Annotated in this window: 18 protein-coding genes; 14 read left to right on the top strand and 4 right to left on the bottom strand. The window is 46.5% G+C overall.

The genetic code is table 11. The annotated features are described in order from the left end of the window. Positions 1-159: 159 nt before the first annotated feature. Positions 160-951 carry a hypothetical protein gene (locus tag H6626_12230; GenBank protein USN46955.1) on the bottom strand — a complete coding sequence of 264 codons (792 nt, stop codon included), beginning with the start codon at positions 949-951 and terminating at the stop codon, positions 160-162. A gap of 691 nt (positions 952-1642) precedes the next feature. On the opposite strand from H6626_12230, the gene H6626_12225 reads away from it, so the two are divergent. From H6626_12225 to H6626_12165, 13 genes are all read left to right on the top strand, one after another. After that, positions 1643-1834: a hypothetical protein gene (locus H6626_12225; protein ID USN46954.1), complete on the top strand. Its 192-nt coding sequence runs from the start codon at positions 1643-1645 to the stop codon at positions 1832-1834. A gap of 28 nt (positions 1835-1862) precedes the next feature. Continuing rightward, complete coding sequence (locus H6626_12220; GenBank protein ID USN46953.1) at positions 1863-2060, top strand: hypothetical protein; 198 nt, start codon at positions 1863-1865, stop codon at positions 2058-2060. Further along, the gene (locus tag H6626_12215) at positions 2057-2566 is read left to right on the top strand and encodes a prepilin peptidase (GenBank protein USN46952.1); all 510 of its coding nucleotides are present in this window, start codon (positions 2057-2059) and stop codon (positions 2564-2566) included. The genes H6626_12220 and H6626_12215 overlap by 4 nt, the downstream gene beginning before the upstream one ends. Next, entirely contained in the window at positions 2563-2811 is a 249-nt protein-coding gene (locus tag H6626_12210) for a hypothetical protein (protein USN46951.1), read from the top strand. Before H6626_12215 ends, H6626_12210 begins: the two co-directional genes overlap by 4 nt. After that, positions 2811-3452, top strand: a complete 642-nt coding sequence (locus H6626_12205; GenBank protein USN46950.1) for a hypothetical protein — start codon at positions 2811-2813, stop codon at positions 3450-3452. Before H6626_12210 ends, H6626_12205 begins: the two co-directional genes overlap by 1 nt. A gap of 2 nt (positions 3453-3454) precedes the next feature. Continuing rightward, on the top strand, positions 3455-3958 hold the full coding sequence (locus H6626_12200) for a hypothetical protein (protein ID USN46949.1): 504 nt from the start codon (positions 3455-3457) through the stop codon (positions 3956-3958). A 14-nt stretch (positions 3959-3972) separates the two neighbouring features. Continuing rightward, positions 3973-4848: a Flp pilus assembly protein CpaB gene (gene cpaB, locus H6626_12195; protein ID USN46948.1), complete on the top strand. Its 876-nt coding sequence runs from the start codon at positions 3973-3975 to the stop codon at positions 4846-4848. Positions 4849-4864: 16 nt separating this feature from the next. Beyond that, positions 4865-6385, top strand: a complete 1521-nt coding sequence (locus H6626_12190) for a BON domain-containing protein (GenBank protein USN46947.1) — start codon at positions 4865-4867, stop codon at positions 6383-6385. A gap of 46 nt (positions 6386-6431) precedes the next feature. Continuing rightward, positions 6432-8756, top strand: a complete 2325-nt coding sequence (gene tadA / locus H6626_12185) for a Flp pilus assembly complex ATPase component TadA (GenBank protein ID USN46946.1) — start codon at positions 6432-6434, stop codon at positions 8754-8756. Further along, positions 8753-9631 (top strand): type II secretion system F family protein, encoded by an 879-nt coding sequence (locus H6626_12180; protein ID USN46945.1) that lies wholly within the window; start codon positions 8753-8755, stop codon positions 9629-9631. The genes tadA and H6626_12180 overlap by 4 nt, the downstream gene beginning before the upstream one ends. A gap of 214 nt (positions 9632-9845) precedes the next feature. Then, on the top strand, positions 9846-11558 hold the full coding sequence (locus H6626_12175) for an RHS repeat protein (protein USN46944.1): 1713 nt from the start codon (positions 9846-9848) through the stop codon (positions 11556-11558). A 12-nt stretch (positions 11559-11570) separates the two neighbouring features. Next, entirely contained in the window at positions 11571-11861 is a 291-nt protein-coding gene (locus tag H6626_12170; protein ID USN46943.1) for a hypothetical protein, read from the top strand. A 207-nt stretch (positions 11862-12068) separates the two neighbouring features. Next, entirely contained in the window at positions 12069-12278 is a 210-nt protein-coding gene (locus H6626_12165) for a hypothetical protein (protein USN46942.1), read from the top strand. Positions 12279-12289: 11 nt separating this feature from the next. Here the strand turns inward: H6626_12165 and H6626_12160 are convergent, their stop codons facing one another. Together H6626_12160 and H6626_12155 are read right to left on the bottom strand one after the other, a co-directional pair. Further along, positions 12290-12652 carry a hypothetical protein gene (locus H6626_12160; GenBank protein ID USN46941.1) on the bottom strand — a complete coding sequence of 121 codons (363 nt, stop codon included), beginning with the start codon at positions 12650-12652 and terminating at the stop codon, positions 12290-12292. A gap of 3 nt (positions 12653-12655) precedes the next feature. After that, a complete protein-coding gene (locus H6626_12155; protein USN46940.1) occupies positions 12656-13036 on the bottom strand; it encodes a response regulator in 381 nt (126 codons plus the stop codon). A gap of 52 nt (positions 13037-13088) precedes the next feature. On the opposite strand from H6626_12155, the gene H6626_12150 reads away from it, so the two are divergent. Continuing rightward, positions 13089-13832: a DedA family protein gene (locus tag H6626_12150; protein ID USN46939.1), complete on the top strand. Its 744-nt coding sequence runs from the start codon at positions 13089-13091 to the stop codon at positions 13830-13832. Here the strand turns inward: H6626_12150 and H6626_12145 are convergent. Then, positions 13779-14825, bottom strand: coding sequence for a hypothetical protein (locus H6626_12145; GenBank protein ID USN46938.1), 1047 nt, complete (start codon positions 14823-14825; stop codon positions 13779-13781). The two genes, H6626_12150 and H6626_12145, sit on opposite strands and share 54 nt — an antisense overlap. Between the last annotated feature and the right edge of the window lie 20 nt (positions 14826-14845).

Raw genomic sequence — 14845 nt, 5'->3', positions numbered from 1 at the left:
ACGACGTCACTACCCAACTGATTTCCCCAAATCAGTACGCTTCTATTAGATTTTAGTTGTATATTTCCCGTGCCAAAAAATAAACGACTAACGTCCTTCTGAAAACTTTTGAAGATGCGTGGCGCCATTTGTCGGCGAGCATCAAAAAAATTTTCCCTGCTATTCCATGGATTTAGAAAGTTGAAGGGCTTGACCACCCAAAAACATCAACAAGGCAATGAGTATCCCCACGATGATCAAAAATCGCACAAGACCTCCCAGAGTGAATTCAGCCTCCACGTCGAGATCTTTCTGGTCACTGGCGAGTGTTCTATTGATTTTGATTCGTTGACCTCGCCCTCTGGCTTCTTCTGTTTTCACCAAAGGCTTAGCTCTTTTGGCTTCTTTTTCTTCTTTTTCACTGGCGCCACCACGAGAAATCAACATGCGATTTTGACGTAAAGGCTCCGCATTACCACCCGAAGTGGGAGAATTAACATTTACATACCCGGCCGTGGCACTTTCTTCTTTACCTGATTTCTGCGAGGCCACCTCTTGATCTTTCCATTTATTTCCAGCGCGAAAACGATTACCCCGACGACGGCTGCGTACACCACCACCAGCTGTGGCACCACCACCACTTCGCTTGTTGGCCTTAGAGTCACCACCCGAACCCTCTTCACCCTCGCCGTCACCCTCTTCACCCTCTGCGTTTTCACCAGATTTATTTCCAGCACCCGCTCCACGCGAAGCCATTTGCTGACCCGCCTGATTAAAGGCCTGCAATTCAGCAAGGCAAGCCGATTCGCTGCCACCTCCACCACCCAAGGAAGGCAACTCTCCCATAGCAATCAAACAAGTGAGATAATCCCCGAAAAAGGCGTTCGCATATCGTTCAAAATCTTTATTAAATTGATAGATCAAACCAATAACGATGGAAACCACTATGACCAACATTAAAATGTACTCCACCGCCCCCTGCCCAGCCTGGCAGGACAATGGTCTAAAATGTCGCCTATGAAAACCCAATCACCATCTCCTAAAAAGAAGAAAAACCCAGATCACAGACGAAGGCACAGAGACCAAGACGATTGGATGCGGATGCCTGCGTCTGCCGTTCGCGTCGTGCATGGCGTATCCGGGTTGCGGCACGCCAGTGACGCAATCCGAAGACGACATGCGGCCGAAAGCGCCAGGCAGACGCAGGCATCCGCATCCAATCGTCTTGGTCTCTGTGCCTTCGTCTGTGCCCAGTCTGTGTCCCGTCCATGTTCCCATCTATGAGCCAGCAGCCGAACAAACCACTCATCGGAGCTCTCAATAATTATCTTAACATATTGGCCAGCAAACCAATGCCCCCCTTATGGGTCCTGCCCAGTGGAAAAACCAATTTAAAGCCTCATGAGAAGAGAAGAACGAAGCGCCCAATATTTTTACAGGACCCAGGCCGTAAGTCCTTTAAGGAGAAAGCCATCACTGTCGAAGTTTTTTACGGTATTAATTTATAGTGCTTCTATTTCAATGAGTTATGTTAAACTGAAGTTGTTAAAACGAATATCTGTAACGTGATTTCATATTCCCACAGCGCGTGATTTTTCAGGGGTAAATATTAATTTTTTTCGGCACCTGGCCGAAAAGAAGGAAACAATAAAGGGGAATTGTCATGAAGAATCTCAAAAAATTTGCAAAACAACTTTGGAATGATGAGTCCGGCCAAGGTGCGGTGGAATACATCCTGCTTTTAGTTGTAGTTGTTGGCATCGTTATCTTTTTTGGTCCGCAACTTAAAACCGTCATCAAAGGGAAGGTGGATGAACTCAGTGGTGGTATCGGCGGCGTCTCACTCGGCGAATAAGTATTGATACCTACAGGAATCACTTATTATGAGTACCGAGTTTATACTCTTATTATCTATTTATGCGTTTATCATGTTGGGGGTTTTCTTTGGTGACAGTGGACCCATTGAAACCTTTCGCAATGCCACGCCCCGCTTAGCTGCGCGCATGGAACGCAATATTTCCGTGGGGCACGGCTTTTTGCGCAATGGCCAGCGCCTCAGGTGGGAGAAGGTTCAACGATGAGCCTCGCTGTCTTGTCTTACCTTTTGCCGAGCCTGATTCTAATTGCGGGCCTGGTGGATGACCTCAGATCAAAAAAAGTTCATAACTGGCTGACACTGTCGGCCGCTGTTATTGCTATTGGCTCTGCCGGTTTATTCAATGGGATGGCTGGCCTGCAAACCGCCCTGCTTTCACTGACTGTGGCTATCGGGTTAACCATACCTCTTTTTCTAGCCCGCATGATCGGCGGCGGTGATGTAAAATTAATCTTCGCCTTTGCCCTCGCTACGGATGCCACAGCCGTTTTGTGGGTACTGATGTATGCTTTTATTTGGGGCGCCCTTCTCGGTTTAATTCGAGTGACTCTACAAAAAGACCTAATTCAACTTTTAAAAAACACGGCCAAGATTGCCACTTTTGATAAAAGCCGAAAACAGCTTTCATTACACAAAATACCCTTCACCGTGGCTTTGGTTTTTGGGTGGCTCACGCATTTGGCAGTTGGGCCGTTCGGGGGCAGCCTATGAAGACCCTCAAAAAAAATCAACTGGGCCAAATGACCACTGAACTTATACTTATGATGGTTTTAGTCATTGGATTAACGCTTTTTATTGCTCAAACATTTCGCCAAAATCAATTGATTGCCCAACTCGTCAATGGCCCATGGTTGGCTCTTTCTGGAATGATTGAAAATGGCGTATGGGAGCCGCCCTCGCGCAGCTACAATAAACACCCCAATCAACATGCAAGACACTTAACGGTGAAACCATAATGAAGTGGTCCACTCTTAAACCCTCTAAACTCAAAAAACAACGGGGCTTTATCACCCTTGACTACCTGTTTGCCATGACGCTGATACTGGGTTTAACCGTGATTCTTTTTTCACTGGCAATCACGCTCACCACAGTAGAAATAGCTCAATATATGACTTTTGCTACAGCTCGAAGCTATTTGGGCTCTCACAAGGATCACGAGTCCCAATTTGACTATGCTCAAAGAAAGTATGCCCAACTCAGAAACAATGGTGTTTTTTCCGGCGTTCTAGACAATGGGTGGTTCACACTTAGCAAAGAAGCAAAAATTATTGATGAACCGGCAAAAGAAGCCTCGCAGTACACAGACCACAGCCCGCCAGATAGACAGGCGTTTCACGGCGTCCAAATCACTTTAACCTCGCACATCCTGGATTTTCAAATTCCGTTTTTTGGCTCCACCTCCGGCGACAGCAATGATTCTGACGGCTTTACCACTAAGGTGGGTAGCTTTCTTTCTCGGGAGGTTACGCAAAAACAGTGTGACTATTTTAATTCTCAGCGCTGGCAGCATATCCAACAAATCGGCAGCGGCTCTTATAAAGAGGCCGGGCGATATAGCCGACGGGGTTATCAACCTGTTTCGGATAACGGGTGCTGACAATGATTAAACGCCCTTGTCATGTTCACAACAATCAAAAAGGTCTTGCCACTATTGAAGCCCTGCCTCTTGTGGTCGTCTTCGTTGTTCTCATTACCTATGGACTTGGTCTGTTTGGTTTTGTTCACACCGCAATTTTGCATTCCATCGGGGCGCGAACCTACGCCTTTGAAACCTTTCGAAATCGAACCAACGTAAGCTTTTTTCGAGATCAAGGACAGGGTGACCTGCTCAACTACGCACCCACAGGTTACCGCTTTCATGCTGTGGTGTCGGAGGCCGACCTAAGTAATGACCAAAACTTTTTTGCCTCTGAGAGGCCCTTAGCCTTTGGTCGTGGTCCAGGCTCTCAGAAAGAAATTAAGGGCACTTCAAAAGATCATTCAGAAAGAATTTATGAAATTGAAGAAACCTACCGAAAAGATGGCGGTAATGCTGTCGAGGTCAGCCCGGGGTGGGTGATGGTGGGATACGGCATTTGTGTCACCGCAAATTGTGGTGAATAAAAAAGGGTAAGTGTATGAATCAGAACGAAACGAGGACATTATGGATATCGGTTTTTTCCGCCATTTTTGCCGTGTTTCTTCTTTATAGTTACACTCAAGAAAAAAGTGCTGAACTTACAAAGAAATTTGGAGCTCAGAAAAAAGTCGTTGTGGCAAAAGCTGATATCAATGAAATGCAAACAATTGATGTTTCCATGTTGGAGCTTGTGAGTAAACCCGTGAGCTACTTGGAGCCGGAACATCTAGCCGACCCCGAAGATGCTGTTGGTTTAGTTGCATTGGCTCCCATTAAAGCTGGAGAACAAATCTTGCGCAGTAAAATTATGGAACCAGGCCCCGTTACTGGACTCGCCATGCAAGTGGCCCCATCCAAACGGGCCGTCACTATTCCAATTGATGACATGCGTGGCGTCGCAAAACTGATCAAGCCCGGTGACCGAGTTGACGTGGTGGCCGCCGTTGATATCGGCAAGGGTGCCAACCAACGCCGAGAAATAAAGACTATTTTACAAGATGTGGTTATTCTTGCCACAGGTGTTCGCGTGGTCAACGAACTGCCCCGACTTTTTGAAAAGCAAGGACGAGATGAGTATATTCGAAATATTCGAGATGATCTTTCGTTTAACTCGGTCACTGTGGAAGCCTCACCTGTACAAGCTCAGAATTTGATTTACATACTATCAACCTCTCCAGGTTCATTGTTTTTAACTCTTAGGCATCCCAGCGATCACGCAGATCGCCCTATTCCTTCATCAGATTTGCAAACTGTACTTGGACAAGTGGCCCCACAAAAAGTTCGTGAAACTGTGCGAGAGCCGGCGCGAGTGGCACCGCAGCCTGTGCCGCAACAAAAGAAAACTCGGCGATCGGGCCCTTTTAAAGATATATAGGATAACTGGATAAGAAATGACGAATTGGATGAGCAAAAACTATTTCACACTCGATGCCCGCAGGGGACCACTATTGGCCCTCCTCGCCGTGTTGAGCTTGGTCTTTTTGTTCGGCCCGGCCACTATTTCTGAAGCTGCCCAACGAAAAAAGATGTATGTCTCTCTATTTGTAGGCATTGATCGTGATATTCGAGTGCCCCTAGCCCCTGCCGGTTTTAACAAGGGCGGATCATACAAAAACCTTTTGAAACTTCAGTTTGATTCAAACCGAAAAATCCTCCGGCTAGTGCCCCAAAAGATCGGCGTAGGTACCATCTTGATTAAAGATCCCACCACCGGCGCCGTTATCTATGATATTCGGGTGGATGTGAAAAAGGTGGATCTGCAAAAAGTGGCCAGAGAAGTTCGAGCGCTCCTTGCAGAAATTGAAGGTGTAAAAATTAAAATTGCCAATAACCGGGTCATCGTTGACGGCGAAGTCTTATTGCCAAAAGACATGGATCGCATCCATAGCGTGGTAAAACAATATGGTGACCTGGCCGCGTCTCTTGTGACTCTAAGCGTGATTGCCCAAAATAAAATCGCACAATTTATTGAACGAAAAATTGGTAATCCTGAGATCACTGTTTCGGCTGTGAACGGACGATTTTTATTAGAAGGTATGGCCAATAGCCCTGAAGAAGTGGAGCGAGCCTTTAAGATTGCTCGTACGTATATGCCTGACGTTGTCGTACGTCAGGCTGAAATGGATAAACTGATTAAACAAGTAAGTGGTGAACTCATTGTAAATCTCATCCAGGTAAAACCGGCTCCCGAGCAGACACCCAATAAGATCATTCAAATTGTCGTGCATTACGTTGAGCTCAAAAAAGACTACACCAAAGGTTTTCGCTTTCAATGGACTCCTGATATAGGCGATAACACCCAACTTGAGTTCACAGACCGTGGACCCGGCGGCGTGGTTTCTAGCATTACTGGTACAATCTCAAATCTACTTCCGAAGCTAAATTGGGCTAAAGAACACGGACACGCCCGCGTTTTACAAAGCTCAAGCCTAATTGTAGAAGATGGTAAACAAGGAAAGCTCGAATCAGTTCAACGCATCCCGTACCAAACAGTGACCTCTGAGGGACAAAACTCCACAAGTTTTGAAGATGCAGGTATTCGCACCACAGTGACCCCTTCAATTATTGGATCTCGGTCCGACAGCGTCAGCCTTGCCCTCAATTTTTCTGTGAAAAGCTTAGTTGGTATTACAAATAAGGGGCCCCTCACTAATAGTCGAGAAATTCAGACCTCTGTGGTCGTGCGAAGTGGTATGAGCGCAGCCGTGGGTGGATTGATTTCTAATGAAAGCGGCACTGACTTTAACCGATTACCTGAAAATACCAGCGCCAACCCGCTGTTTTCACTGTATGCTTCTAAGTCGTTTCGCCGCAACCAGAGTCAGTTTGTGGTCTTTGTCACTCCCATCATCAAGAGCTCGGCCAGTGCCGGTGCGGACCGCATTAAGCGCAAGTTTCGAATTCGCGACTAAAGGCTCGGCCTAAAATTTAGACTCATTATTTTTTTCCACTATTCCGATGAGTAACCAAAGGAGTGGTGTTTTGGCGATTCACGAAAACTCACATCTCATTGTAGTGGCCGGCGGCAAAGGTGGCGTCGGTAAAAGCGTTTTTGCGGCTAACCTTGCTATTACTCTGATGCAAGAAATGCGGTCGAAAACGTTACTTATTGATCTCGACGCAAGAAGCTGTGGAGACCAAAACGTCATTCTTGGTGTGAGACCGAACAAAACCGTGAACGACCTCACTCAATTTAAGGCCTCCCTCACGGCGCAAACTCTCAGCTCGCTCCTAACAGGTCATTCCTCAGGATTGTCTTACCTGGGCGCCGTGCAAACTCCCGATCAAACTCTTGCCGCATCCCCGGAGTTGTTTAAAAAACAATTATATTCAGTGAGCCAACATTTTAAGTTTATCATTGCCGATATCGGAAATGACCTACAGGACTTGCAGATGGCCGCGATTGAAAATGCCAGTGTCATTCTCTTGGTATCAACTCCAGAAGTTCTCGTGGTCAATCAAACCAAAAAAATGCTACACGACCTAGTGACCGCCACCGTGCCGGCCGAAATGGTTCAAGTGGTGATCAATAAGATGGGTAGAAATGCATTGAATCCCAACTCAATTGCACAAAGTCTAAATCGCCCTATTATCGGTCTCATTGCCAACGATGAGGCCACTGCGTACTCTTCGCTGCAAAGATCGGCTCCTTTTATGTTAACCACCCCCAATAGCCCCATGGCGCAGGGGTATCGCGATGTCGCCCGCCGGCTGACAGGCGGCTTGTTACAAAAATTAAAAACCACTTCTAGGCCAAAAAATCTTCGAGGCACACAATCCACCTCAGACCTGCCCGCTCTCGACAGCACCGCCCCATCGGGATCACAGGCTAAAGGGCAAAAAAATGAAATGGACGCCCCAAGTCTATTAAAGGCGCAAATTCACCATCAACTCATTCGCGAAATGGACCTAAAAAAAGACCTTACAAGTTCCAAGGGTGACCCCAGTAAAGAAAAAGAGCTGCGTGACAAAACCACACGTGTGGTGTCGCAACTCACAGACCGAATGGCCTCTCACTTGTCACGCGAGGAGCGAGGTCAGGTGATCAAACAAGTTTTGGATGAAGCCTTGGGCCTTGGCCCGCTCGAAGAGTTGCTGGAAGATGCTCGAGTTACAGAAATCATGGTGAATGGCGCGAAACAAATTTACATTGAAAAAAGTGGTAAGATTCAATTAAGCCCCGTGACATTCACTTCCAATCAGCAGCTTAAAAATGTCATCGAGAGAATTGTTACTCCTTTAGGTCGGCGTATCGATGAGAAAACTCCTTATGTCGATGCTCGCCTGGCCGATGGAAGCCGAGTGAATGCGGTGATTGAACCTCTGGCCATCGATGGACCTGCCGTTACCATTCGAAAATTTCCATCTGAACGGGTAACTATTTTGGACTATACAGATCGTTTCAAATCAATGACGCGAGGAATGGCTGATTTTTTGAGAATTTGCGTGGAACAAGGCTTGAACATTATTATATCAGGCGGCACAGGTACTGGTAAAACAACCCTATTGAATGTGCTTTCTGGATTTATACCTACCAATGAACGAATCATCACTGTCGAAGACGCCGCAGAACTACAGTTGAAACAAGAACACGTGGTTCGCCTAGAAACCCGACCAGCCAACATGGAAGGGGCCGGAGAAATTTCAATTCGCGACCTTATTAGAAACTCTCTCCGAATGCGTCCCGATCGCATCGTGGTGGGAGAAACTCGCGATGGTGCGGCCCTTGATATGCTAGCTGCGATGAATACAGGCCACGATGGATCAATGACCACAGTTCACTCTAACAACCCTCGTGAAGCGATTTCGCGCCTTGAAACACTTTGTTTAATGGCTGGAATGGACCTCCCGGCTCGAGCCATTCGAGAGCAAATTGCTAGTGCCGTCAATCTTATCGTACAAATCACGCGTTTCAGTGACGGCTCCCGTAAAATCAGCAGCATCACGGAAATCGTTGGCATGCAGGGTGAGGCCGTCACCATGCAAGAGATCTTCCGATTTAAAGAAACCGGTTTTGATAAAAATCGAAAAGTGGTTGGGCAGTTTCAGGCCATGGGACGTATTCCCACCTTTATTGAAAAATTTGAGCAACGAGGCATAATGGTCCCTCGAGACTTATTCACATCAAACGGCGGGGCCAGTGACCCTAATTCTCCAGCGGCGGGCTCAAAAGCTGGCCCCACACCTGTGCGGCCACGAACACAAACCGCAACCACTTCTAGCCCTCGCCCTCAGCCTCTTAAAAAAGCCTCCGGCGACGGCACTAGCGGAGGCGAAAAGTGACCGCATTATTCAGCGAAGAGTTTTTTGTCATTCCGGCTTTTGCCATAGTTGTATTTATCTTATCCTATCTTTACTCGGATCGGATTATAGGATTCTTCTACAAGAGAACCATCGGCACGCGAGAAGAAATCACGGAGCTTATGGATCGAATGATGCTCGACGTGGATAAAAAGAAAATCACCATCACAGTTTTGCTGCTTTCGTTTGGCCTGGGACTGGTGGTTTTTCTACTGCTTTGGCCCAATGTTGTGCCCGGCTTAATATTTGCTGTCGCCATTACTTTACTGGGCCTCCAGCTTCCAAAAACATACCTCAATAACCTTTGGCAAAAACGATGCAATCGACTGGTCGACCAAATGGTGGATGGCATGACCATTATGGCCAACGGTGTGAGTGCAGGTTTAAGCATCACTCAGTCTATGGAGCGAGTGGTTGGCAATCTCTCAGGGCCCCTGTCTCAAGAATTCAAACTTGTTCTGAACAAAATTCGCCTGGGGATGTCCCTTGAAGAAGCATTGGTAGAAATGGCTGACCGGATCCCCCGGCAAGATGTGCAAATGTTTGTGACTTCTGTAATTATTCTTAAAGAAACAGGCGGAAATCTCGCCGAAACTTTTCAAACCATTAACACCACGGTTCGTGAGCGACAAAAAGTTGAAAAGAAAATCGAAGCCATGACAGCTCAAGGTGTCACACAAGGAATTATTATTACTTTAGTCCCGTTTCTATTGTTAGTTGTATTTCTTGCAATTGATCCTGCTTACGTGATGCCCTTGTTCACTAAGCCTTTAGGATGGGTTGCTCTCTTTATTATGTTAGCTCTCCAAGTTATTGGTGGAGTTGCAATGAAAAAAATTGTTACAATAAAAGTGTAGTTCGCCCGCCTTCGAGAGTGAACAGAGGCCAGCGGGGAAAGTGTGGGGCGCCAGCACGGCACGAGTGGCCGCATGTCGTCTTCGGATTGCGTCGCTTGCGTGCCGCAACCCGGATACGCCATGCACATCGTGAGGTGCTGGCGCCCCACACTTTCCCCGCTGGCCTCTGTTCACTCTCGAAGGCGGGTAGCATTTTCATCACAAGGAGCGTTTGATGAGGAAGCTTTTTGGGCTTTTGGTTTTGGCATGGATGCCATCTGTGGCTTTTGGCATTGTGGATATGCGCAATGCGAATTTTTCTGATACTTGGTTGGATCTGATTGTACCTAACTCAGGTTATGATCTTCGAATTCAACGAACTTACAACAGCCGTACCCTTTTTAATGGCATGTTTGGTTTTGGGTGGTGTTCTGATTTCGAGACCAAGCTCGAAACCACAGCTGAAGGGAACGTTAAAGTCACCCAATGTGGTGGTGGCCAGGAAGTGGATTATTTGGCCCGTGATTTTGACCCAGATAAGGTTAAAAAAACCATTTCTGAAGTTGTTAAAGAAGTGAAAAAAAGAAATCCCAAAATGACGCCTTCTTTTTTTACTAAACTGGAAAAGGATCTTCAAACTGACACTTTCCTTCGAGAAGAGTTTGTTCGCCAATTGAATCTCGGCTCGAAACTGAAACCTGGCACCATGTATATTGCCCTTGGAAGAGAAAACGAGAAAATCAAATTTAGCAAAGGCAAATACTACCGCTACTTGCCAGACGGGACTCTCGAAGTATTCAATACTGCCGGCCTACTTATTCAAATGAAAGATCGCAACGGAAATTTTCTAAACATTAACCGCGACCCAAAATCGGGTTTAATCGATAGTGTTGTAGACAACAATGGAAATAAACTTTCGTTTAAACTTGCTGGTGCTGCAAAAAAGGTTCAGTCAATTGTTGGTCCCAACGGCATTAAGGTGAGCTATGTGCATGACGGGGAAGATCTGGTCGGAATGACTAATGCTTGGGGATCTACCTACTCTTATCAGTACGACGACCACCACAATTTAACTAAAATTTCGTTCCCCGACAAAACATTCAAAGACATCAAATACAACAAGGACAAAGACTGGGTGGTGAGTTTTACGGATCGCAGCCAGTGCGTTGAAAAATACGAATATAAAGATACTGAAAAAGAGCCTTTAGACTACTACAAATCTTTGGTTGTGAAAACTTGCGGCAAAAAGGTAACCAACAAAAGTTCATATGAATTTTGGTATCGCGAAAAGCCAGACGGGACCGGTCGATATCTACACAGAGCCAAGTCAGACAATAATGGTGAAGTCACTGACACCTACTATCACGATGTTTTTGGCAAACCTACTTCTGTGCTGAAGAACGCCCAACGAACCCGCTACCAATATTACGACAACGGTCTACTTAAAGTGCGGACTGAACCCTCGAGAGAGATGTTCTTTAAATATGAAACAAAATGCACGAAAGTGTCACAGGTTTCAACGAAGTACTTTGTCTATGAATCCAAAGCCAAGGCCGGTGGCAAATCAAAAACAGCCTCGGCACCTGTGCGCAAGCTTCAGAAAGAAATTTCTACTCAGTTCGCTTATGATTCAAAAAAATGCAATCTTGTGGTTGCAAGCAACTCGAGCGGACAAAAAATTAAGATTGGCTATGATCGCAAAGGTCGCATCAATCTAATTGAAGACCAAGCTCGTAAGCTAGTAACAATTATGTATGAGGAGCGCTTTGGCAAGCCCGCCTTAGTAGATCGCCCCGGCCTGGGCAGTATCAGTATTGAATATGATAAAAATGGTAAGATTCAAAACGTCAAGAGTGAACAGGGCATAACCGTGGCCACACAGGTGGCCAACGTATTTAACAACCTGCTTGAGGTTATTGCTCCCGCCACTGGTGACCTACAAATTTAAAGGATGAACAATATGATGCGTTTAATATGTTTTTTTCTCACTTTAAGCCTTTTTGGTTTACCCGCTTTTTCGGCAGGTTCAGACGTAAATAGTGACCCCAATGATACTAAATATTCAGATTCAGAGACTGCTGCCACAGCTGACTGTTATGAGTGTGGATCTAAGCAATCTAATAGCACCAGTGCGCCACCGATCAATCGAAGTGCCAGAAATGTAAATTCATATGTTGCGGCATTAGTGAATGGCGGGAATGGCGCTTCTCCAGAGTCTGGTGCCCAATCTGAAAAAGGCGCGGGCAAGTAGCACCAAAGCCCCCCGCCAAGTTGCTTGAATTCGCAAATATGGCACCCAGCTGTCAAAAGATTAGACGATCTATTCTGGGGCAGCATCGTAACTAGCTAAATTAACTGGTTTTTTTTGAGCTTCAAGGCCGCCAACCTGGCACACATCTCGCTATATAATGAATTGAAAGATGCTATTAACTTTAGATCTCCCTATAAGGAGGGCGAGATGAAAGCAATTAAATGGATATTGGCAGCCTCCTTTGTTTTTTCTGTTTCGTCGGCTTTTGCTAGCGCGAATGCCTATTGCCCATTAGATAAAGGCAAGATCAGCCAAAACAAAGACAAGCAACAACGGCGGGTGGCGGCTTTGGTAAACAAGTCTTCTCAGGAAGAAAGGCCTGTTAGAAAAAGCTATCAGGGCAGCGGCCGAAAATAGTGGCCCTATAGTTATAGTTCTTCTGATCCTTCAGAGTTTTCCTGAAGCTGTTCAGCGGCCTTGCGGGCCTGTTCCTCAAGATAGGCCTTGCTGCGGTCGAAATGGATTTTCACATCACGAAATCCAGGTTGGTTTTCTCGCTTGACCGAATCGGCATATTTGGTGTTGATGTTTTTCGTCAGCGCATTCCACGAATCTCGAATCATCAATACCGCGCCTTCTGCCGCCTTCTGTACCGGGGCCATAATGTATGAATCATGAATCCAGAACATTGCCTTTTCTTCGAGCGTGCTATTCCCCACCCGAATTTGCAGCAAAAAAACAATGATCAGTGTTATGGCAAGACTCTTTGAAAATGATATTAACCCAAACATATTCTATTTCTGCGCTGGGCGCTTGCCCGCGCAGCCCCTTATAACTTGAAGCAGTCGTTTTGCCTCAAATGGTTTACTTATATAGTCACAACAGCCCACGCTCAGAGCCTTTAAAACCATCGCTTCTTGATTCATCGTACTACACGCCACGATGCGAACTCCAGAAGCCACCGACAATATTTCTTCAACCGCTTCTATTCCACTTTTTACCGGTAACACGAGATCCATCAAAACAACATCGGGCTTTCTCTCTAACACGATTCGAACCGCCGCTTCACCATCCGCAGCTTCCCCTATACACTCTATTTCACTGCCAGCTATCACCCCTCGCACCACTTCTCGGATAAACGGGGCGTCATCGACTATAACAAGTTTTATTCCCATGAAAGATATTATACTGTTTTTCCGCATCGGACCCAACTGGATATAGGACCATATGGAACCCACGCCCACCCTATCATTAAAACTGATCCTTTTCATGCAGGGCTTTAGCGGGTTCACAGCCTACAGCATCATTATTGGCGTTCTTTTGATTTGTGGTTTTGGCATCCCGATCCCGGAAGACATCACCCTCATTACAGCTGGCCTTTTGGCTGGGCTAGGTAATATTTCCCTCACCGGTGCGTTTTTGTCGTGCTTTGTGGGAGTCATGATTGGTGATGCCACCCTTTTTTATATGGGTCGAAAAATGGGTTACCGAGTTTTTAAGCTCCCGATTTTTCGATCTATCTTTAACGAAAAAAGAATCGCACTCGCTCGCGAAAAAGTTTTGGGAAACTCCCATTTCATTTGCTTTACAGCTCGGTTTTTACCGGGATTGCGTTCACCGCTTTTTTTAACGTCTGGTATTTTGGGAGTGCGACCCGTCGTATTTTTTATGTTGGATGGCTTTGCCGCACTCATCAGTGTGCCGGTGTGGATCATGCTGGGATGGTGGTTTGGCAATCAATTGAAAACAGACCCCACCACACTTGATTCTTTATTAGATGTGGCGAAAGAGTTCAATATTGTGATCTTTAGCGTCGTGGTGGCCCTCATTTTAGTGTACGTAGTTTACAAGCGAGTCAAAAAATCAAAGAATGTACCCGAAAGCGAGAGCGACGAGGCTGCCGCGCCCCTGTCGCGATCAGTCTCCCCAAACAAAGCCAAACTGAAACATAGTGAAACTATTGGTGACTGACACATTTTCTGGAGCCACTCCACTTATAGGGTCTACCGTATTGGCGGTTCCTGAAAAAACGATATTTTCAGCTTTATGAGATAGCTTCCAAAACACCTGGTGGTCGCTGTTCAGCTGGTAGGTTCGCCCCAACCACAAACCCACGGCAAAGGCCTTTACGCTGGTGCCCGATTGCAGATCTAGCGCTGTAGCCTCTTCTTTGTGCAGGAGGCTTGGCAGAAATTCAACCCCCACCGAACTGTATACGCCCGCCGACTGAGGCCTATTGAGTTCAAAAAATACCCGCGGCCCTGTTGAATGGGAACTGATTCTCTGCGTCTCTGTCTTGTCCACGCTCACTCGATACTCAGCGTATTCAATGCCGTATAGTAGATAAATCGGGGCCGCCGTTGGCCCATATAGATTGCGAAACTTTAAGCCCGCAGTAAACCAATCGTGCTGAAAGGCCACGTTGCGATCACCCGTCACCGAGCCCGATGTGGAGTGCCCGAGGCTTGTGAGAAGACCTGTAGATAAAGCCATTTCTGGTGCCACCCACACACTGAGATCCACCGAAAGCCCTGCGCCTGACGAAAAATGATCACGGTACCAATAGCTACTTTGTGCGTGGTGATACATATAGGTTGGTGCCACCGCGAGATCGAGCAAGTTCATTGCAGGCTCGGGGCTAAGCGGAGTTAATTCTGCAGATGGCGATGACTCGGCCGGCTCCTGCATTGGCACTCCCGCATCGTTCTGTGTGGAAGCCGGTTGTTCCTTCTTTGCTTCAGGAGTTTGCAGCTTTCTCACCGGCTCCTGTGGTTGCTGCACTCTTGCTGGTGGATCCGCGATTTCATATCGACTGGTATCAAAAGCGTCTTCTGACGACCCACGAGTGGTTTGCCGAAGCAAAAGTGTTGAAGTTGGGTCCATCTGAGCCACACTAAAGTCGAGAGCGTAAAACCAAAAACTCAACACAACTAGAAAATGAATAATGTAATTTGAAAATGTCACAGTTTCATATCGGCAATAGG

This window comes from Pseudobdellovibrionaceae bacterium, from assembly GCA_023898385.1.
GTDB lineage: Bacteria > Bdellovibrionota > Bdellovibrionia > Bdellovibrionales > UBA1609.
The sequence above is the reverse complement of the archived record's forward strand: the minus strand, read 5'-3'. Positions and strand labels throughout refer to the sequence as shown.

Bases quoted from the DNA above. Each gene is read 5' to 3' on its own strand.
- H6626_12190 (USN46947.1), top strand. From the start codon at position 4,865: ATGACGAATTGGATGAGCAAAAACTATTTCACACTCGATGCCCGCAGG.
- H6626_12175 (USN46944.1), top strand. From the start codon at position 9,846: ATGAGGAAGCTTTTTGGGCTTTTGGTTTTGGCATGGATGCCATCTGTG.
- H6626_12200 (USN46949.1), top strand. From the start codon at position 3,455: ATGATTAAACGCCCTTGTCATGTTCACAACAATCAAAAAGGTCTTGCC.
- H6626_12150 (USN46939.1), top strand. From the start codon at position 13,089: ATGGAACCCACGCCCACCCTATCATTAAAACTGATCCTTTTCATGCAG.
- H6626_12205 (USN46950.1), top strand. From the start codon at position 2,811: ATGAAGTGGTCCACTCTTAAACCCTCTAAACTCAAAAAACAACGGGGC.
- H6626_12220 (USN46953.1), top strand. From the start codon at position 1,863: ATGAGTACCGAGTTTATACTCTTATTATCTATTTATGCGTTTATCATG.
- H6626_12215 (USN46952.1), top strand. From the start codon at position 2,057: ATGAGCCTCGCTGTCTTGTCTTACCTTTTGCCGAGCCTGATTCTAATT.
- H6626_12170 (USN46943.1), top strand. From the start codon at position 11,571: ATGATGCGTTTAATATGTTTTTTTCTCACTTTAAGCCTTTTTGGTTTA.
- H6626_12155 (USN46940.1), bottom strand. From the start codon at position 13,036: ATGGGAATAAAACTTGTTATAGTCGATGACGCCCCGTTTATCCGAGAA.
- H6626_12225 (USN46954.1), top strand. From the start codon at position 1,643: ATGAAGAATCTCAAAAAATTTGCAAAACAACTTTGGAATGATGAGTCC.
- cpaB (USN46948.1), top strand. From the start codon at position 3,973: ATGAATCAGAACGAAACGAGGACATTATGGATATCGGTTTTTTCCGCC.
- H6626_12165 (USN46942.1), top strand. From the start codon at position 12,069: ATGAAAGCAATTAAATGGATATTGGCAGCCTCCTTTGTTTTTTCTGTT.
- tadA (USN46946.1), top strand. From the start codon at position 6,432: ATGAGTAACCAAAGGAGTGGTGTTTTGGCGATTCACGAAAACTCACAT.
- H6626_12160 (USN46941.1), bottom strand. From the start codon at position 12,652: ATGTTTGGGTTAATATCATTTTCAAAGAGTCTTGCCATAACACTGATC.
- H6626_12210 (USN46951.1), top strand. From the start codon at position 2,563: ATGAAGACCCTCAAAAAAAATCAACTGGGCCAAATGACCACTGAACTT.